Origin of the sequence: Yinghuangia soli, assembly GCF_021502675.1 — a bacterium.
Classification (GTDB): Bacteria; Actinomycetota; Actinomycetes; order Streptomycetales; family Streptomycetaceae; genus Yinghuangia; species Yinghuangia soli.
The window spans coordinates 94266-113279 of record NZ_JAKFHA010000027.1; the positions used below are offsets into that span (position 1 = coordinate 94266).

Annotated in this window: 18 protein-coding genes; 13 read left to right on the forward strand and 5 right to left on the reverse strand. The window is 72.5% G+C overall.

Annotation, left to right across the window (positions count from 1 at the left end; translation table 11 throughout):
• The first annotated feature begins 53 nt into the window (after positions 1 to 53).
• The 4 genes from LZ495_RS32370 to LZ495_RS32385 all read left to right on the forward strand — a co-directional run bounded on the left by LZ495_RS32370 (position 54) and on the right by LZ495_RS32385 (position 3478).
• Positions 54 to 809, forward strand: a complete 756-nt coding sequence (locus tag LZ495_RS32370) for a GntR family transcriptional regulator (RefSeq protein WP_235056530.1) — start codon at positions 54 to 56, stop codon at positions 807 to 809.
• Between the two features lie 103 nt (positions 810 to 912).
• Entirely contained in the window at positions 913 to 1857 is a 945-nt protein-coding gene (locus tag LZ495_RS32375; protein WP_235056531.1) for an LLM class flavin-dependent oxidoreductase, read from the forward strand.
• 258 nt (positions 1858 to 2115) lie between these two features.
• Positions 2116 to 3075: a hypothetical protein gene (locus tag LZ495_RS32380; RefSeq protein ID WP_235056532.1), complete on the forward strand. Its 960-nt coding sequence runs from the start codon at positions 2116 to 2118 to the stop codon at positions 3073 to 3075.
• A gap of 91 nt (positions 3076 to 3166) precedes the next feature.
• Positions 3167 to 3478 (forward strand): hypothetical protein, encoded by a 312-nt coding sequence (locus LZ495_RS32385; protein WP_235056533.1) that lies wholly within the window; start codon positions 3167 to 3169, stop codon positions 3476 to 3478.
• A gap of 28 nt (positions 3479 to 3506) precedes the next feature.
• Here LZ495_RS32385 and LZ495_RS32390 read toward each other — a convergent pair whose 3' ends face one another.
• Entirely contained in the window at positions 3507 to 4313 is an 807-nt protein-coding gene (locus LZ495_RS32390) for a helix-turn-helix domain-containing protein (protein ID WP_235056534.1), read from the reverse strand.
• A 64-nt stretch (positions 4314 to 4377) separates the two neighbouring features.
• On the opposite strand from LZ495_RS32390, the gene LZ495_RS32395 reads away from it, so the two are divergent.
• The 6 genes from LZ495_RS32395 to LZ495_RS32420 all read left to right on the forward strand — a co-directional run bounded on the left by LZ495_RS32395 (position 4378) and on the right by LZ495_RS32420 (position 10041).
• A complete protein-coding gene (locus LZ495_RS32395) occupies positions 4378 to 4962 on the forward strand; it encodes a TIGR03086 family metal-binding protein (RefSeq protein WP_235056535.1) in 585 nt (194 codons plus the stop codon).
• Positions 4963 to 5011: 49 nt separating this feature from the next.
• Positions 5012 to 5221: a hypothetical protein gene (locus tag LZ495_RS32400; RefSeq protein WP_235056536.1), complete on the forward strand. Its 210-nt coding sequence runs from the start codon at positions 5012 to 5014 to the stop codon at positions 5219 to 5221.
• A gap of 176 nt (positions 5222 to 5397) precedes the next feature.
• Positions 5398 to 6489 carry a tetratricopeptide repeat protein gene (locus tag LZ495_RS32405; protein ID WP_235056537.1) on the forward strand — a complete coding sequence of 364 codons (1092 nt, stop codon included), beginning with the start codon at positions 5398 to 5400 and terminating at the stop codon, positions 6487 to 6489.
• A 307-nt stretch (positions 6490 to 6796) separates the two neighbouring features.
• Entirely contained in the window at positions 6797 to 7129 is a 333-nt protein-coding gene (locus LZ495_RS32410) for a hypothetical protein (protein WP_235056538.1), read from the forward strand.
• Between the two features lie 13 nt (positions 7130 to 7142).
• Complete coding sequence (locus LZ495_RS32415; protein WP_235056539.1) at positions 7143 to 9215, forward strand: tetratricopeptide repeat protein; 2073 nt, start codon at positions 7143 to 7145, stop codon at positions 9213 to 9215.
• A 172-nt stretch (positions 9216 to 9387) separates the two neighbouring features.
• Positions 9388 to 10041 carry a DUF2269 family protein gene (locus tag LZ495_RS32420; RefSeq protein ID WP_235056589.1) on the forward strand — a complete coding sequence of 218 codons (654 nt, stop codon included), beginning with the start codon at positions 9388 to 9390 and terminating at the stop codon, positions 10039 to 10041.
• Here LZ495_RS32420 and LZ495_RS32425 read toward each other — a convergent pair.
• From LZ495_RS32425 to LZ495_RS32435, 3 genes are all read right to left on the reverse strand, one after another.
• Positions 9979 to 11508, reverse strand: coding sequence for a M1 family metallopeptidase (locus LZ495_RS32425; protein WP_235056540.1), 1530 nt, complete (start codon positions 11506 to 11508; stop codon positions 9979 to 9981). The genes LZ495_RS32420 and LZ495_RS32425 overlap by 63 nt on opposite strands.
• A gap of 341 nt (positions 11509 to 11849) precedes the next feature.
• On the reverse strand, positions 11850 to 13088 hold the full coding sequence (locus LZ495_RS32430) for an AraC family transcriptional regulator (RefSeq protein WP_235056541.1): 1239 nt from the start codon (positions 13086 to 13088) through the stop codon (positions 11850 to 11852).
• Between the two features lie 228 nt (positions 13089 to 13316).
• Positions 13317 to 14651, reverse strand: coding sequence for a helix-turn-helix domain-containing protein (locus LZ495_RS32435; protein ID WP_235056542.1), 1335 nt, complete (start codon positions 14649 to 14651; stop codon positions 13317 to 13319).
• 324 nt (positions 14652 to 14975) lie between these two features.
• On the opposite strand from LZ495_RS32435, the gene LZ495_RS32440 reads away from it, so the two are divergent.
• Genes LZ495_RS32440 through LZ495_RS32450 form a run of 3 tightly spaced genes read left to right on the forward strand, consistent with a single transcriptional unit; the run spans position 14976 to position 17476 of the window.
• Positions 14976 to 15896: a helix-turn-helix domain-containing protein gene (locus tag LZ495_RS32440; RefSeq protein WP_235056543.1), complete on the forward strand. Its 921-nt coding sequence runs from the start codon at positions 14976 to 14978 to the stop codon at positions 15894 to 15896.
• Positions 15883 to 17121 carry a hypothetical protein gene (locus LZ495_RS32445; RefSeq protein ID WP_235056544.1) on the forward strand — a complete coding sequence of 413 codons (1239 nt, stop codon included), beginning with the start codon at positions 15883 to 15885 and terminating at the stop codon, positions 17119 to 17121. The genes LZ495_RS32440 and LZ495_RS32445 overlap by 14 nt, the downstream gene beginning before the upstream one ends.
• Entirely contained in the window at positions 17078 to 17476 is a 399-nt protein-coding gene (locus LZ495_RS32450; RefSeq protein WP_235056545.1) for a gamma-glutamylcyclotransferase family protein, read from the forward strand. Before LZ495_RS32445 ends, LZ495_RS32450 begins: the two co-directional genes overlap by 44 nt.
• A 36-nt stretch (positions 17477 to 17512) precedes the next feature.
• Here the strand turns inward: LZ495_RS32450 and LZ495_RS32455 are convergent, their stop codons facing one another.
• The gene (locus LZ495_RS32455) at positions 17513 to 18925 is read right to left on the reverse strand and encodes a hypothetical protein (protein WP_505011345.1); all 1413 of its coding nucleotides are present in this window, start codon (positions 18923 to 18925) and stop codon (positions 17513 to 17515) included.
• Between the last annotated feature and the right edge of the window lie 89 nt (positions 18926 to 19014).

Consider the following 19014-nt stretch of genomic DNA (forward strand, 5'->3'; position numbering starts at 1 on the left):
TTTCCCAGGGCCGGAAGCGGCGCACCGGTTGCGCGGGGCAGTAATCTGCCCGGATGGAGGACAAGCGCATGAGCGTCGACTTCGCACCTGCCACCACAGGGGCATTGAACCTGCCCTCGATCCAGGAGCACCGCAGCCTGCGCGACCAGGTCACCCATGCCCTGCGTGCCGCGCTCATCGCGGGTGAACTGCGTCCGGACGTCATCTACTCGGCGCCGACGCTTGCCGCGCAGTTCCGGGTCTCTCCGACGCCGGTCCGCGAGGCCATGCTCGACCTCGCCAAGGAGGGCCTCATCGAGGTCGTCCGCAACAAGGGCTTCCGGGTCACCGCGCTGACCGCCCGCGACCTCGACGAGTACACCGAGATCCGGGCCCTCATCGAGGTCCCGACCGCGGTCCGCATCGCCCGCACCGGGGACCGCGACGCCCTGGAGGCGCTGCGTCCCGTCGCCGCCGCCATCGTGCGCGCCGCCGAGGCCCGCGACCTCATCGGCTACCTGGAGGCGGACCGCCAGTTCCACCTCGGCCTGCTCAGCCTCGCGGGCAACCAGCGGCTCGTGGAGACCGTCGGCGATCTGCGCAAACGGTCCCGGCTCTACGGCCTCGACAGCCTCGCCGCGCGCGGCGCCCTGGTCGCCTCCGCGCAGGAGCACGAGCGCATCCTCGACCTGATCATCGCCGGGGACGCCGAGGGCGTCGAGGCCGCGATGAGCGAACACCTCGGCCACGTGCGCTCGTTGTGGGCCGGCCCGGACGGCGCCGAAGCCGCCGGGCGGGACCCTGAGCAGGACGCCACCGGCTCGGCCTGAGTCCCCCGGCGCCGCGCGGCGCATTTATTCCGCATCTGCGCTTGAGACATGGCATATCCGCATCGATGGACCGGCTCGATCGGGCCGACCTAGGGTCGGGGCCATGACTTCACCCGCGATCGGAATGTTCCTCCCGATGCCGGCCCCGGGCATTGGTTCCGCCCACAACACGGCCCAGGCCGCCCGGCAGTTGGAGGCGTACGGGTTCGAGTCGGCGTGGCAGAGCGACCTGCTGCTCGGGCGCTATCCGACTATCGCGGCCGGCCACGTGCTGGCTGCGGCGGCCGCGGTCACCACGCGCATCAAGCTCGGCTACGCGGTGCAGGTGCCCGCGCTGCACCCGCTGCCGTGGCTGGCGCAGGAGTTGGCGTCCGCGCAGTACCTCTCCGGCGGCCGCATTCTCTACGGCGTCACGCCCGGGGACGGCCCGTTCGAGCGCTGGCGCGGCGGGCTGCGCGACCGCGCGGCGTGGCACGCGCTCGGCATCGACTACGACGACCGGGCCGCGCTCACCGACCGCATCCTGGACCGGCTGCCCGGCGCGGTTTCCGGCGAGCCGGTTTCGGTCGACGCGCCCGGCAAGGGCGAGTTCACGGTCGGGATGCCTGCCGAGATGCCGCCGCTGCTGATCGGCGGCGACGGCGGCGACGACGCGGTGTTCGCGCGCGTGCTCCGGTACGGCGCTTCCTGGTTCCCCGCGGTCATGGCCCCGTCGCGGCTGGCCGCGGGCGCCGCCCGGCTGCGCGAACTCAGCGACGCTGCAGGGGTGCCGATGCCGGCCATCACCGTCGCCCTGCCCGTCTCGCTCGGCATTGCCGGACCCACTGCGCAGCAGCGCGAGCTGACCGCCCGCACGATCCACGAGCTGTACGGCGTCCCGGCCGGGGAAGCCGGCCAGGTCATGGTCCTCGGCAGCCCGGAGGCCGCCGCGGAACGCCTCGCCGAATACGCCGAGATCGGCATCGAGAGGGTGGTCTTCAGCGTCTCCAACGAGATCTGGGACGAGCAGTTCGCGCTCATCGCGGAGGCGGCACGCCTGGCCGGATGAGGCAGGGGCGCCGTCGGCACGCCCGCCCGGGGCAGCGCCGCTTCGCCGCCTCGCGCGGCGGGAGGTCTTGACCGCGGCCCCGGGCGCTGTTCGTGCCCGCTTGGCACGGCGTTGAACTCCACCACGAGGCCAGGCGTGCCTCCCTTGGGGGCACGTCTATTGCGGGGAGCCATGAGCCACGGACCTGCACAGCCGGAGCCAGAGCCGCAGCCGGAGCCGTATGCGCGTGCGCGTCGGGAAGGCGGCGCTTCTCGCGGTGTGGGGCCGCATGCCGCCGAGACCTGGCTGGATGCATGTGCTTCTGCGGACTACGCCATCGCTCCCGCGCGGTGGCGGCTCGGGTCGCGTTATCGGTCCGACGAGCTCGAACGGATTTGCGCGGAACACCCGTTCATCGGCCAGGCGGAGGCCCGGGTATGGCTTCACCTGCACCGGGACGAGCTGCGCCGGGCCGTGGAGCACGCGGCGGGCGACGGACTCGACCGCACTGCCTGGGAGTTGTGCGAGGCGCTGTGGACGCTCTGGTCCCGCTTCCGGCACTTCGCCGCCTGGGAGGCGACGCACCGGCTCGGGCTGGCGGCCGCGATGCGTGAAGGGAACCGGCGCGCCGAGGCCCGCATGCGCGTGCAGTGGGGCTTCGCTCTCGCCGAACAGCAGCACCACGACGCGGCTGCCGAGCAGTTCGCCAAAGCTCTGACGGCCGAGCAGGCCACCGGGCATCACCGCGGCGAGGCGACCGCCCTGGAAGCGCTGGCGCTCGTCGCGGTCGCGGAGTGGCGTACCGACGAGGCCCTGGACCTGCTCGGCCAGGCGCAGGCTGCGCTGTACCGCGCCGGCGATCCGGTCGACGCGCGGGCTGCCGCCCTGCTGATGTTCCACCGCGGCCGGGTGCTGTTCCGGGACGGCGACATCCACGGGGCGCACCTGCATCTGCAGCAGGCCGAAGGGCGGTTGCGCGGCCTCGACCCGCCGGACGTCTACAACGCCGCCCTGGCGCACACCGAGCTGGCCCGCGTCCACATCGAGGCGCAGGAGTACGTCCTGGCCCTGGATCTGCTCGACACCGCGGACGAATTGCGGGCGCTCGGCGCGTACCACCGCGAAGCCGAGGCACTGCAGGAACTGAGCTGGGCAGCAGGCCACTTCGGCAACCATCCGGTCGGAACCGAGGCCGCCGGGCGGATCCTGGACCTGCGCACGGTCCTCGGCCGCGGCTGAGTGCGCCGAAGCAGCCCCCACGAAGCCCTGCTCGGACGTAGCGTGGTGCGTGTCGGCCGACGCGATCCCATGTGATCCCAGGGGGTACGAGGTGGAACCGATTCCGGCAGCAGTGCTCGGCGCCATCGCGGGGGGCGCCGGCGGCGACAGCGGACGCGAGGCGTGGGCAGCGCTGAGCGACCTGGTCAGACAGCTGTTCCGGCGCTCCGGCACAAGCGGCGACGCGGCACTCTCGGCGCTGGAAGAGCGCCCGGACGACCCCAAGCGCGCCGAGGTGCTGTCCCAGGTGCTGGCCGCCCGGGCGCACATGGACCCCGAATTCGCCGCCGCGCTCGACGTGTGGAAGGCGCAGGCCGACAAGGTCGCGCTGCCGGCTCCGGACGTCCGGGACACGGTCGCTTAGGGCGTGTCCGCTCGGGCGGGCATCGCGTTCAGGACTTCAGGTACGTGCCCGGCGGGACACCGACCGCCGCGGTGAAGTCGCGCGTCAGGTGCGCCTGGTCCGAATAGCCAAGGTCGGCGGCCAGGGCTGCCCAGTCCACATGCGTGCCCTGGTCGGCCCGCTGTGCGGCTTCGTGCAGCCGGGCCCGGCGCAGGACCCACTTGGGGGACGCGCCCACGTACTCGGCGAAGAGCCGTTGGAGGCGGCGTACCGAGATGTCCAGCTGCGCGGCGACCTCGTCGACGCGGACCAGGCCCGGGTCCTCGGTGATCCGGGCGACCATCGCGGCGACCTCGTCCACGACCGGGTCCGGCTCGGGCAGCCGGGCCAGCAGGAACTTCTCGGCGTATGCGGTCATCTCGGCCTCGTCGTCGGTGCCGAGGATCGCATCCTGGGTGGCCAGGACGCCTTCGCTGAACAGCTCTGCGGCGGGCACCACCTGGTCGACCAGATCCGCCACCGGGCGCCCGAGGAAGGGCCGGAAACCGCCCGGCCGGAACTTCACGCCCAGCACGTGGCCGCGCCCGCTGATGCGGCGGGCGAAGGCGCCGCGCACGATCCCGTAGACGGCCGGGTGGGGTTCTTCGAAGACGAGGTGCACGCTGGGGTGGGACAGCGTCTTGGACTCGTGGGATGCCTTGCCGCGCAGGTCCCACGCCACGATCCAGTAGTTCTCGACGAAGCGCGCCAGCGGCTCGCTCGGCTCGTGCCGGTTCAGCGTGATCTTGGTGGCCATGAGCTCGGGATAGAGGACCCCGCGTCCCATATCCTCCGGCTTCGTCCTGCCTTCGGTCATGCCGCCAGGCTAGCTGTCGCGTTTCTTCAAGACCCCCCAGCGGGCCCTTCCTAGGCTCGTGGCCATGGAACTTCTGCCGCATCTCACCGCAAGTGCCGCCGAGGCCGCCCGCATCGCGCGGGGCGTGCCGGCCGGCCCGCTCACCGCCGCGACTCCGTGCACCGACATGGACCTCAAGGCGCTCGTCAACCACTGGGTGCTCTACAGCGGCTACGGCCTGGAGAAGCGCGCGCAGCGGCAGCCGCTGCCCGAGGGATGGCTCACCCGCGACTTCACCGCGGAGCCCGACTGGGCCGAGGCGTACGCCGCGCAGCTCGACCGCGCCCTCGCCGCGTGGTCCGACCCGGCCGCCTGGGAGGGCGACGTGGAGATCGGCGAGGGCTACTCGATGCCCGCCGCCACCATCGCCGGGATGATCATCAAGGAGCACCTGCTGCACGGCTGGGACGTCGCCAAGGCCAGCGGCCAGGAGATCCGCGTCCCGGAGGACACCGCCAAGGTCCTGTACGAGATCGTCGACGAACATGCCGAGCTTTTCCGCGAGTACAAGGGCTTCGCCGACCCGGTGGTCCTGCCCGCGGACGCCTCGACGTTCGACCGCGCCCTCGCCCTCTCCGGCCGCGACCCGTCCTGGACGCCCGCCGCCTGACCGGGCGAATGCGGCGTGACCGAAACCCGCACAAATCGTTCAGGTCGTCATGAACTCCATCATGCGTGCTCTGGGCACCGTCGCCGTCGCCGGCGCGGCCGCCCTCGCCATCCCCGCCGTCGCCCAGGCCTGCGAACTCCACGACGCCGCCGAGACGGCCACCGCCCCCGACCACGGCTACGCGCCGTACCTCCCGGAGAACGCGTCGGACGCCGTCACCCTGGCCTGGCTCAGCGCGCCGACCTGGCCCGCGGGCTGACGACGCACGAACCCTCCTGAGGCTGCCCGACACGCGCCCGTCGGCGCAGGGGCCCGCGGCTTCCCTTCACCACCGGCGAAGGGAGGCCGCGGCAGCCGCGTCGCGACCCCCGCAGCCGCGGCACGTCCCCCCGAGCCTGCATGATTGCCCTCCGGCACCGGCAGGCGAGGGGAACAGTGGCGATCTTCGGAACGAAGAACCCGGCGAAGGCGGAGCGCGCGGACGTCGCGCGGCGCATCGAGGCCGCGGGCAGATTGCAGAGCGCCCGGAAGCTCGAGGAACTCCTCGTCCTGGTCGATGACTTGGCAGCGGACGCCGACCGCGTCTTCGGCGCCGGCACCCACGAAGCGGGCCTCGCGCATCGCATCCGCATCCGGGCCCTTGCGGACGCCGGACGCCTCGACGAGGCCGAGGCCCATTTCCACGCCGTCCTGCCCGGCTTCCCCACCGGGGGCAACGACGGCGCCCCGGGCGCCGCGCTGCGGGCCTGCATGGCCGGGATCCTGAGCCGGCAGGGCCGCGCGGCCGAGGCGCACCAACTCGGCTACCTCGCCGACGCGGAACGCCGCGCGGGCGGCCGGACGTCCCCGACTCTGCCGGTCGAGGCCACTGCCGCGCTCACCGACGCCCTGCATGGCCGCTTCGCCCAGGCCGAGCAGCGGCTGAACGCGGTTCTGGGGCAACTCCCCGACCTGCCCCGCGACATACGCCCGGCGACCGAGGCCGGCTGCCGCAACAACCTTGCCTTCGCCCTGATCGGCCTGGAGCGCTGGACCGACGCCGAAGCCCAGGCACGCCGGGCACACCAGGTCTTCCTGACTCTCGAAGGTCCGGGCAGCGACGGAGCCCTGTCCTCCGGCGCAAACCTCGCCTGGGCCCTGCTCGGCGCGGGCAAGCCCGAGGCGGCAGCTACCGAAAGCCGCGCACACATCGGCCTTCTGCTCGCCCGGGGAGCCTGGGGGCACCCGCTGCTGTGCATCCTCCGTACGACCCTGGGAAGTGCCCTTGCAGAACAGGGTGCGCACGCCGCGGCCGCGGCCGAACTGCGCGAGGCGGTGAACGTCGGCGTCGCCACCCAGGGCCCGACCGGCTGGCCCACCCTGCGCGCAGTCGCGGCCCTCGCCGCCGCCCTGACGGCCTCCGACGACACCACCGAAGCCCGCCGCCTGCTGGACACCGCGGTCCGCACCGCCGAGACCGACCCCAACACGGTGGCCCATTGGCTCGACCCCATCCGCAAGCAACTGGCGGACCTGCCAGGCGCGTAGGCACCCGCGACCAAACGATCACAATCCGCAGTTCGCCCCAAGAATCCCCCGCCCTGCACACAATTGCCCTTCGGGCCGGCAGCCAGGGGCAAACTGGCGACCAGTGCCGGTATTCGTGCGGTCGTGGTCCGCCGTGGTGCGGGCGCGCCGCGCGAGTGCCGGACGGCGTGAGTCGCAAGCGGTCTGACCACAGCGGCCGTTTGCGCCGCGAGTGAGGCTCTGCGGTGTCAGCATGCTTTCAGTGGGACGGGGCGACTGAAGCTTTCTGGGGGCGGATGTGCAGGCTGTCGCGCGGTGGTTGGTGGCGGTGGCGGGGTCACTGGCGATGTTCGCGGTGGTGGCCGTCCCATGGGCGGTGTTGTCCGACGGAGGCGACGATCCATGGGATGTGATCGGCCCGGTGGCCGGCGTCGCGGCTGCGGGTGCGCTGGCCGGGCTGGGGTGGTGGGCGGCACAAGCCGGAGTGGCCGGGACGACACGTCGGGTACGGCAGGACGCGCAAGGCCCGGGGGCGATCAGGCAGACCGGGGGCAACCGCGGTGCGGGAGCCGGGGCGTCCGGCGCCGGGGGACCCGAGGACATACGGCAGCGGGCTCGTGGTGGCGGCGATATCGACCAGGTCGGCGGGAACCGGGCCTGAGGCGGCGGGGAACATGACCGAGCGTTTTGGGCGGCGCCAAGTAAGCCAGCGTGGACACGCGGGGCGGGACCTCGTCCAGATCGCGGGCGACCAGCATGTGTATCCGGCGGCGGACCCGGTGGTCGAATGGCCGGTGTGGGTGGGTGAAGTCCCGAAACTGGCTACGGCGTTCCAACCCAGGAAGCGCGTGAGCGGACAGGCCCGCAAGGCCTACCAAGCCGGCCGGGACGTGGTCTTGTCGGGCTCGGGCGGGGTGGGCAAGAGCCAGTTGGCCGCCTTCTTGGCACGCGAATTACGTGATCAGAAGCGGACCAAGCGGACCGGACTCGATGTCTTGGTGTGGGCACCGGCAGCCGGCATCGACCAGGTCATCACTGCCTACGCGGAGGCAGCCGCGCAGCTGAGGCTCCCCGGCGTATCCGATGACAACCAGGTCGCAGCCGCGCGGGCATTCCTGGCGTGGCTGGGTGGAACGCGCCGGCGGTGGATGGTGGTGCTCGACAACATCGCCGACCCGGCGGCCGTCCAGGAGTGGTGGCCCGACACCGGGAGCGGCCGCGGCTGGGTCGTCGCCGCCACGCGCCGCGACCACGCCATGCTCAGCGGGCAGAGGCGCATCGTGCTCGAGGTCGGTACGTACACCAAGGAGGAAGTCGCCGCCTACGTGCGCCGTCGCCTCACCGATGCCGGGTACGCCTCGCTGTACGACCCTGGGCACGCCGGTGAATTGACCCGAGACCTCGGCCGCCTTCCGCTTGCCGTCGGACACGCTGCGGCGTACATGATCAACAAGCGCTGCACGACGGGCGACTACCTCGCGCGGCTGCGCCGCGCCGACGTGCGATTGGCCGAACTCCTCCCGGCCGGCGCCGACACCGAGAACTACGGGATTCCCGTCACGACTTCTTTGCTCCTCTCCCTGGACGCCGTGGAGGAAGCCGACACCACCCGCTTGGCCAGGCCCCTGCTTCAACTGGCCTCGTTGACGGACCCGCTCGGCCACCCCGGCCGGCTGTGGACGACAACCGATGCCCTGAGCCACCTGCGTACTGCGCGGCCGCCCCGGCGCCGTTGGCTGCGTCGCGCGTACCCGCCGGTCACCATCGAGCAGGTGCATTCGGCACTGGAGCTCTTGCGTACCTATGCCCTGATCACCCAGGACACTGCCGATGCCCCGATTCGCATGCACGCCCTGACTGCCCGCGCGGTCCGAGAGTCCATCGTGCCGGGGAGGCTGCCTGCCATGGCCAAAGCGGTTGCCGCCGCCTTGGCCGGCCTCTGGCCGTCGCACCACGTCTACGAGACATGGGAGTTGTCCGCGCTGCTGCGTGCCAACACCGTCCATCTGGACGCCTGCACGCGCCCTGTTCTCTGGGTGCCCGCCGTCCACGTGTGCATCCGCAGGGTCAGCAGGAGTCTGACCGAGGCAGGGCTCTACCGACAGGCCCTTGCCTATGACGAAGCGATGGTCGCCTATTGCCAGGCCAACCTCGGCGCCGACAACCCGGACACCCTCCACGCCCGCAGCAGTCTCGCTGCTTCTTATGGCGCTGTGGGGCGGAGCGGCGAGGCCCTGGAGTCGGGGGAACGGCTCCTCGCGGACTTCGAGCGTGTGCTGGGCGCCGATGATCCCGACACTCTCGGCCTTCGCCACAACCTTGCCAACTTCCACGACCAGGCGGGGCGGCACCAAGAGGGCCTGGAGCTCCGCAAACGGCTTCTCGCGGACTACGAAAGGGTGCTGGGCCCGGATCACCCAGATACCCTCTGCGCCCGCGGTGATCTCGCCGGCTCCTATGGAGCTGTGGGGCGGACGAAGAAGTCGGTCAACCTGTATGAACGGGTTCTCGACCAGCATGAGCGGATGCTGGGCCCCGATCATCCCGACACCCTCCGCGTCCGGCACAACCTTGCGGTCGCCTACGGCGAAGCCGGGCGCGTGCAGGACGCCACGGAACTGCTCGAGCAGGTTGCCGAGGACTACGACCGGGTGCTGGGCAGCGATCACCCCACCACTGTCAACGTCCGCTACAACCTCGCCCTCAGCCTTGTCCGGGAACTTGACGACTTGCTCGGGGACGACTGACCGGTCGCGGTCCCGCCTACTCCCGGGGGAGTAGGCAGGCGCACTTCCGGGCGGGGTTCGGCCTGTGTCGAGAGCAGGCGGAGTGCCTCCTGCGGCGGGATTCTGTGCGGGCGTCTGAGCGGGAGTCTGGAGGACGTCGGAAGAGAGACGTTCCCAGGAGGGCATCGTGAGTATGGTCGCCGAATCCCCGGCTCCGTCGTCGAGCACCACCCCCGGTTCCGCCTCCCGTACGGCCAAGGCCGCGAAGGACGCGAAGGGTACGCAGGACAGCAGGATGAAGGGCCCCGCGAAGAAGGGCCGGCAGTTCTCGCGCGGGGTGCGGCGTGCGGTGAACTCCGGGCATGTGGTCGCGTCGGTCGGGCTGGTCGGTGTGGAGATCGTGATGATCATGCTCGGGGTGATTGCCAAGAACACCGGCGACGCCACTCTGCAGCACGCCACGTACCAGCTGATGCGGATGCTGGCCTATGCCGCGGGCATTCCGCTTGCGGTCCTGGCCATGGTCTCCGGCGTCGTCCTGGCACTGCGGACACCGTGGGGGCTGTGGAAACACCAGTGGATCAAGGTGAAGTTCGTGCTGCTGATCGTGGTGATCGCGATCGGGGCGGGACTGGTCTCGCAATGGGTGCGGGACCTGGCGGACAAGACCGAGGTGGGGGCGGACCAGGCCGGGCTCGCTGCGGTGCAGTGGTATCAACTGGCGGGAGCGGGTGTGCAGTTGACTGCGTTGGTGGTGGCCACGTTCCTGTCCGTGTACAAGCCGTCAGGATCCGGCCGGGTCGCCAAGAGCCGCGGGAGCGGGCGCGGCAGCGCGTCCGTCGGATAGCGGGTCGGACGTCCAGTCGGGGTGGCCGGGCATCGGCGGCGTGGTCGCGCCGTACAGCCAGGCTGTGAGGAAAGGCGCGAGGTCGCGGCCCGCGACGAGGGAGGCTAGGCCGACGAATTGCTGGGTACTTGCCGCCCGGCCTTGGTACCACGTGACCCAGGCCCGCTCGATCTCCCGGAAGGCGGCGTCGCCGACCTCCTGGCGCAGCGCATAGAGCACCAGCGCGGAGCCGTCGTACCGCATCCGCTTGAAGAGCATCGGCTCGGACGGTTCCGCGGGAGCGCCGAAGTCCCGGCGCCACACGTTGTGTTGGCGGTACGCATCGCGCATCCGGTCGGCCATTGCGTCGCCGCCGTGCTCCTCCGAGTACAGCCGTTCGTAGAAGCGCGCATGGCCTTCGCTCAGCCACAGGTCCGACCAGCGCGCGAGGCCCACGCTGTTGCCGAACCAGTGGTGGGCGAGTTCGTGGACCATCGTCCGTTCGGCGGCGACCCGGTCGCCGGTCAGTTCGCGGTACGGCACCAGCGACAGCGTCTGCGTCTCCAGCGCGACGCCCAGGTCCGTCGGGGCGACCAGCAGGCCGTACGTGTCGTACGGGTACGGCCCGAGGCGTTCCGTGAGCCACTTCAAGTGGTCGCCGGTCAGCGCCCGGTTCGCGGCGGTGGCCTCGACGAGGTCGGGCGGTACGACGTCGCGCAGCCGGACTCCGTCGGGGCCTTCGGATACGAGGACTTCGTAGCGGCCGACCGCGAACTGCACGAGCTGCCCCGCCACCGGCGCGGGGGACTCGTACGTCCAGCGCAGTCGGCCAGGACCGTCCTCTTCCTGGTTCTTCAACTCGCCTGCTGCGACTGCCCGGACGTCGTCGGGTGCGCTGATCGAGACGGTCATGGGGCTGCGCACGCTGGGGTGGTCGTTGGAGGGGAAGAGGATCTGAGTGCCGTTCGGCTGCGGGTAGACCACCGTGCCGTCGGCGGTGGGGATCCACCCGTAGTCCTCGATGGCGTCCTCGCGATGCCGGGTCAGCGTCGGGTCCGCGGTGTACTCGACCCGCACTTCGAACGCCCGCCCGCGCGGCACATGATGCGCGGGTGTGACGACCAACTCGTCGCCTTCGCGGACTGCTTCGGCGGGTGTGCCGTCCACCGACACCCGCATCAGTGTGTTGCCGGCGAAGTCCAGGTTGAAGCGCGACAGCGCGTGCGTGGCGACCGCGGAGATCGTGGCCGAGGCAGGGAACGGCGTACGCGGGGCCTGCCACTCGAGGTCGAGTGCGGTGTGCGTGACGCGGTACCCGCCGTTGCCGCTGAGCGGAAAGAGCGGATCCCCGAGCCCGGCCGCCCCCGGCGTGCCGGTGGTCGTCCGTACCCCCGCAGCAGCCGGATGACCGCTGAACACCAGCGCCGCGCAAGCGGCGAGCACCGTGAGGCGTACGGAACGACGAGCCGAGCGACGGAGAGCGCGCATGCGCACGAGGTTGACCGATCGGGTTGGCCGCTGCGGCGGTGACATGCCGGAGCCGCGCAGGAGACCACCCGAATGCCGCCGCGACGCGTCACGGCACATGCGATCGACTGCCGCCTCCGGGATGACGTCCGTGCTCAAGGACGCCTGGCCTCTGCGCAGTTGTCGCATCGTGCCGGTGCGCCCGCGAACCGCGGGTGCACCTGACCCTTCCATCGCTGCGCCCGCGGCTCGCGGGCGCAGCGATGACCCCCTTCACCAGGGGTCGCGGGGGGGGGGGGGGGGGGGGCCCCCCCCCGCCCCCCCCCCCCCCCCCCCCCACCACCCCGTCGGTGCAGGGCCGTTCAGCCGGCTGCCCGGGGGAAGGCGTACACCTCGGCGTCGCCGGACCGGGTGGTCTGGGACGGGAGGCGGCCGTACGCCGCTCGGTACAGCGAGCCGAAGCGGCCCAGGTGGCTGAAGCCCCAGCGCAGCGCGATGCCGGTGACGGTGTCGTCGCTGCGGCCTTCGGCGACCGCGAGCAGGTCGGCATGCGCGCCGGCCAGGCGTACGTGCCGCAGATGGGCGAGCGGCGTGACGCCCAGGTGGGTCCGGAACTTCTCCTGCAGCGTGCGCACGCTCATGTGCGAGGCGGCGGCGATGTCGGCGACCGATATCGGCTCCGAGGCGTGCTCTTCGCAGAAGGCCAGGGCTCGGCGCAGCGCGACCGGGGCGCCGACCGGGCCGCCGCGCAGTGTGCCGCCGCTGAGGGTGTGCGACTGGCAGGCCAGCAGCCCGTGCACCAGCATCTGCTCGAAGTGCGCGGCGGTGTCCGGGGAGCGGGTCAGCAGTCCGGAGTCGACCATCGAGCCGAAGCTGTGCGCGAGGTGGAGCCACTGCCGGACCTCGTCGTTGGCGGTGTCCAGCAGCGGTTCGAAGCGCAGCGGGGAGTCCTCGGTGGGGTCTTCGGCGTACGGCCGGATCGCCGCATCGATCACCCGCCGCGGGATGCGCACCACCAGGCCCGTGGTGTCCGGGGTCCAGCGCGCCACCACGTCCTGGCCGGGGCCGGTGACCACGGGCGACAGCGGGAGTTCGCGGCCGTCCACGGTCAGCTGTCCGCCGCCGCAGTGCGTCAGGTGCACGAGGTACACGGGCGCCTGCGGGTCGAACCGCAGCTCGGCGTGCGCGCCGTAGCCCATCTGGTACAGCGCGATCTCGCCGCGGTGCAGGACGCGCAGCTTGGCGCGGACCGCCCCGGTGCCGGGCACCCGCAGCCGGTGCGGGATCACGTGGCTGCCCACCGCGTGGTGGATCAGCCGGGCCTCGGTGCCCTGATACAGCACGCGGCCCCGCGGCGGCAGTCCCCCGCCGGCCGCCGGGGAAGTCGAGGGATTCGTGAGGGAGTTGCCTGCGGGGCTCCGCGGGGGACCCGACCGCGGGGGCGGGACCTGGCGGACCGGCAGGCCCGGCTGCGGGCGTTGCGGGCGCTGCGCGACCTGCGGAACCGACGGGCGGGACGCGGCGTTGGGGGTGGCGCCGGCCAAGCCGGTGGTGCCGTAGGAAGTGGTGACGAGGGTACGGGGGTAGACCCTGGCGGGCATGCGGGACTCCTGCCTGGAGAACACTTCAGAGAGGTTCACGCGCGGGGGGCGTTGTGTGTCGCGCGTGCGGGGGTGCGTTGCCGGGGTGCCGGTGCACTTCGGGAGATCTCGCGGCAGCGGGCCGGGGAGCCCGATGCCGTTGCCCGACGCGCCGCTCGGTGCGGCGCACGGGAAGACTGTCGAGGCCCGCGCGGTGCGGCTGCCTCGGAGAGATTCCTCGGACACGGACTAACCGGCTTCAGGGGTGTCGAGTACGGTGCCGCACGCCTCACGGCGTGCGCTGGGCCGGTCCGGCCGGGGCCGGTCGGCGACCCGCAGCGCGAGCCACAGATCCGCTTCCGCGGTGCGGCCGTGCAGCAGGTCGAGGCCGAGGACGCCGCCGATCCGGGCCAGGCGCTTGCGGGCGCCCGGCACGGTCAGGCACAGCGCGGCCGCGGTGCCGGACAGCCGCGCGTCGTGCGCCAGCCACACGCGCAGCGTCTGCGCGTCCGGCCCGGCGGTGCCGCCCGCCAGCGGCCGCAGTCCGGCGTACGCCCAGCCGTCGAGGGCCGGGAGGTCCCACGGGAGGTGGGCGGCCGCAGAGCCCGGTGGCCCCGCGTACGACGGGCCCGGTGGTGCCGCTGCCCCGGCCGGGCGCGGTACGTCCGGCCCGGGCGCGGCCATGCCGGGCGCGGTGCCGGATGCTCCCGGGGCGCCGCCGCGGGTGAGAGCGGCGATCCGCAGCGCGAGGGACAGCTCCGCGCGGTCGCCCACCCGCCGCAGGTCGCGGCCGAGCAACTGCTCGATCATCCGCAGCCGGCCGCTCAGGGTGTTGCGGTGGATGCCCAGCCGGGCCCCGGCGGTGCGCCGGTCGCCGAGCCAGACGTCCAGGGTGTCGAGCAGTTCCGCGGCGTCCGGGTCGCCGCGGCGCCGGGCCCGGTGCGCGTCCAGGGCGGCGAGTTGGCCGAGTGCCCACGGTCCGGCCTGCCGGACCATCAGGAGCTCGGGATCGAGCCACGCATGGAAGCGCGCGTAACCGCCCACCGCGCCATGGGCCGCGGCGAGCGCGTGCCTGGCCTTGGCGTAGGCGGAGCCCACCCGGGCCAGCTCGACGACGGGGGACGCGCCCACCCGGCACCGAGGGTGACGCCGGGTCAGTTCGCGGGCCAGGCGCCGGGCGGCGCCGTCGTCGTCGGCGTCCTGCTCCCGGGCCGGGAGAAGGACCACGAGCGAGGTCTCGTCGCCGGTGCCGGGCACCACCCAGGCGCCGGGGCCGGCCGCCTGGCGGAGCAGGCCGGACACCTCGCCTGGATCGGTGCCGCCGTCGCATGCGACGGCCAGCACGCGCAGCGACGCGGGCAGTGGCGCGTCCATCGCCTCGGCCATGGCCGCCGCGGCGACGTGCTGTTCGCCGCAGAGCAGGCCCCAGACCGCGCGCCGCCTCCGCTCTTCTGCGTCGTCGATGATGCGGACCGCCTCGGCGAACCGCCGTGCGGCCCAACGGGCCAGGTCGACCGAGGAGACTGCTCCGGGAAATCCACCCGACATCCCGTCGAGGTCCACATCGTGCCGTGTGAGCCCCAAGTCCCCTCCCGTCGCCCGATTCGAGTGCCGGACATGGTGCGTTGCCGCACCGCCGGTACCGCCGGTTACCACCGTCTCTCCTTGCCTGCCTCGCGTGCCACGGGGAAGAACCGCAGATCGCGAGGGGAATCCGAGACTCCTGTGACGGAGTCGGTGAGGGTCCCCGGCCGTGTCGGGAACAGACGGGAACCTCCCTACGGTTGACGAGTATCCGAAGTGGGGGGGTCATGAAATAAGGTCGAGTCGGTTATCCGAGGCAGGTAAACTCGCCGGTAACTTCGCATTCGCCGGAATGCGGGGGACGGCGTTTGGGGGGTTTTGCGAATGACGTATCCGAGTCGTGAAAGCCCCCTGCCGGACGCACTTCTGACCAGCCCGGCGATGCGCCGGGCGTGCGCCGAGCGGGACGTGGGCGCGATCTTCGCGCTGGCCCGCGATCACGGCGGCATGAGCCTCAGCCGGCTCGGCCGGCTGTGCGAGATGACACCGAGCCGGGTCGGCGACTACATCAAGGGGCGCGCCCGAGTTCGGCAGCAGCACGTGGTCGAGCGCATCGCGGACGGACTGCGGATACCCGGCGAACTCCTGGGTCTCGCACCGCGCCCCTGGCAGGCCGATCCGGACCCGGATCCGGCCGACGAGGTCGCGGTCGCTCCGGGGCTGCGGGCCCGTCTCGCGGACAGCGTCGTCGAACTCGACCTGGGCATAACCCTCGAGGTCGACAAGGAAGGCTGGGCGCAGGTCACCTACCGGCACCATGTGCTGAACCTCACGGACCGCCCGCTCACCCGGTTCGCCCGCGAGTTGTGGTTCGAGCACGGCGAAGGCCCCCTGGAGATCACGCCGGTGCCGGATGCCAAGCACAACGTCGCGGTGGAGCGCATCCACGACGCCGGAACCCTGGCCAAGTTCGCCTGCCGCGTCTCCCCGCCGGTACCGCCGATGGGCAGCGCGACCATCTCCTACCGGTGCACCGGCGGACGGTTCACCGAGGGGCACTACTGGCGCCAGGCCATCACCCGCTACACGCTCCGCCTGCACATCGACGTCCGGCAGCAGGGTGTCGCCCGTCTTGTGGACGCGACCGCGGTCGAGGAGTATCCGGACGGCGCCACGCAACCGATCGACGCCGAAGTGCGTTGGTCTCATGAAGGCAGCGAGGCGTCGGTCCAGTTGGTGCGCGAGGATCTGCGTCCCAACCAATTTGTCACCCTGCACTGGGAGGCCGTGCGTGAAGGCACGTGACGAGCTCGAATCGGTGATCCTGGCGTGGCACCGGCTCGAGGTCGAGCGCGGCGGCGCCGGGGTGGTCGAGTTCGACTGCCGTCCGCCGGACGCCAGGGCGGCTGCCGAGGTACCGCCCGCGGCCGACCGCATGGAAGTGCACGCCCGCCTCGGCGGGCTGGCCGCCGACATCGCGGCGACCGGCGAGCCGTACCTCGCCGCCCGCCTCGCCGCCGACCTCGCGTACCTCGGCGCCCGGCTCGGCGAACGGCCCGAACTGGACGCGTACGTGCGCGCCACCCAGGGCTGCGCCGCGGCCGGCTGGCCCGCCTCGTACGTCGAACAGCGCCGCGACCAGGCCCGCGAGCACCTCGACCGGCTCGGCATCGGCTGGGACGCGGGCACCGAGGACGCGCTGCGCGCCGCCGAGGAACCGCTCGACGCCCGGGACGCCCCGCACGCCATCCGGGCCGCCGCGGACGCCCTCGAACCGCGCGTCCGCAAGGCCGTCGGCTCCGACGCGCCCTATGAGCTCAGCATCGAATGCGCCGACGTCGACGCTTACTGGTCCTACTGGTTGGACGGCGCCGGCCGCCGCGTGCGGCTGCGCCTCAACCCGCGCAACGCCCGCTTCACGCGCGCCGGGGTGCGCCAGTTCGCCCTGCACGAAGTCCTCGGCCACGGCCTGCAGTGCGCCGCACTGTCGGACCGCTGCGCGACCGGCGAAGTCCCCTGGGTGCGGCTGCTGTCCGTGCACGGGCCCACCCAGGTGCTGCTCGAAGGGCTGGCCCAGGCGCTGCCGCTGTTCGTGGTGCCCGAGGACGAGGTGCTCGTGGCGCGCGTCCGGGTCGACCACTACTTGCAGCTCGTGCGCGCGGAACTGCACCTCGCGGTCAACTCCGGAGTCCCGGTCGAGGTGTGCGCCCGGCACGCCCGCGCCCGGGTGCCGTTCTGGACCGACCGGCACATCGCCGACATGCTCGCCGACCGCGGTGTCGACCCGCGGCTGCGCTCGTACCTGTGGGCATACCCGGCCGGGTTCGACTGGTTCGCCAGGCTCGCGGAGGCGGACGCTACGGTGATCACGGAGGTGCTGCATGCCGCTTATAGGGACCCCCTCACACCCGAGGGACTCCGCCGGATCTGGCCGGCCGGACCGCCTGTCGGCGGACCCGGATCGCCTGTTCGCCTATGGGAGCCTGATGTTCCCCGAGGTCCTGGCCGCGCTGCTGGACCGGGTTCCTGACCTCGGTCCCGAGGCGGTCGACGGTTGGCGCGCCGCCGCGCTGCCCGGCCGCCTCTACCCCGTCCTGGTGCCCGGCGCCGGACGTGTGCACGGCCGCCTGCTGACCGGGCTCGGCGCCGCCGACTGGCGCATCCTGGACGCCTACGAGGACGACCTGTACGACCTGGTCCGGCTGCCGCTGGCCGGCGGCGGGCACGCTTGGACCTACGTATCGCCCGGCGACGGCGGCGAATCCGAAGCGGACTGGTCGGCCGACGAATTCGGCACCCGGCACCTGGACGCGTACGTGCGGGCCTGCGCCGACTGGCGGACCGGATACGAGACTTCGCTCGCGGACGGGGACGGCCCCCACTAGCCTTTGCGGCTCACCGGCCGGACCGGCCCACGCGCCTCAGGCGGCCGGGCCGGACGACCGCAGCGCGAGCACGCCCGGCGCCGCCGAACGCGGCAGCAGCCGGGCCCGCGCCGCCCCCGGAGCCAGGAAGTCCGCCTCGCAGTCGCCCAGCAGCCGGTACGGATCCGACCCCAGCCGGTGCCCCAGGACCGGCCGCAGCCGCGACAGTTCGGCACGCACCGTGCCCGCCCGCCCGGCCGCGCCGTACACCTCGCGGGCCAGCTCCTCGGCACTCAGCCCGCCCGGGTGGGCGAGCAGCACTGCGACGATCTCGCCGTGCCGCACGGTCAGTTCGTGCTGCATGTTGCCGACCGTGAGGCGCGCCCGGCTGCGTCCGAGTCCGGCGAACCGCAGCACCGGCTCGGCGCCCGGCCGCCCGCCGCCCAGCACCAGGAAGAAGCGGCCTGCCTCCAGGCTTTCCACCACCGCATGCCGGCCGTCCGGCAGCACGACGGGGCCTTCCTCGACGATGCCCGGGAGCCGGGCGGGCAGCCAGCCGCTCGGTCCCTCGTAGAGCACGCTGCCGTCCGCGGCGATGATCGCGCCCTGCGTCCCGGCGCGGCGCGACAGCCGGTCCGCGTACTTCTCGCGCAGCCGCGCCTGGTGCTGCAGCCGCTCGGTCATCAGCTGCGACTCGGCCAGCCGAGCCGCGGTGGTGACCAGCGCGAGCGCCAGCGCGCGGTCCGCGTCCAAGCCGCTGGTGAGGTCGACCGAGCCGAGCAGTTCCCCGGTGACCGGGTCGTGGATGGGGGCCGCGGTGCACGCGAAGGTCCGGGCGAACGACAGGTAATGCTCGGGCCCGACGACCTGGATGGGCCGGCGCACCGCAAGTGCGGTGCTGACGCCGGTGGTGCCGACGGTGTCCTCGCTCCACAGCGCACCAGGGAGCATGTTGACGCGTTCGGCATGCCGCAGCGGTGCCCGGTCGCCGTGGCACCACAGGAGATGGCCCTCGGCATCACTGACGATCAGCAGCAGCCCGGTGTCCGCGGTGGTCCAGCGCAGCGACTGGCGCAGCACGGGCCATACTGAACCGACTGGATGTTCGCGGCGGTAGCGCTCGATCTCGTCCGCCACGAACGGACTTGGCGGGACGGTGTTGTCCGGCCGGATCCCGGCACTGCGGGCACGCTGCCACGAGGCCTGGATGGCGGGGGTCACGCCGCGTATGCTCCCGCCCCCGAGCATTTCTTCGCGTGCGGCATCAAGGTTCGCCACGCGGTGATCCTGCCCGCCGCACCTGCGGCATTGCAACTCTGATGCAACCCCCCTTGCCGGGGTGTGCGGGCCGGACGACCGGATTCCACACTGCAGAGGACGTACACATCGAAGCGCCCCCCGCTTTGAGGAGTCCCATGGTTCGCCAGGCAGTACCCGCAGCTGCTTCCCCGGCAGCACGACCGGCAGCACGGCCGGCCCCGCGCCGGTTCTCCGTCGTCATGGGCGGCGGCCATGTTCCCGGGCCGCCGCCGCGGCCCTCCGGCCGCCCCCCGGCCGGA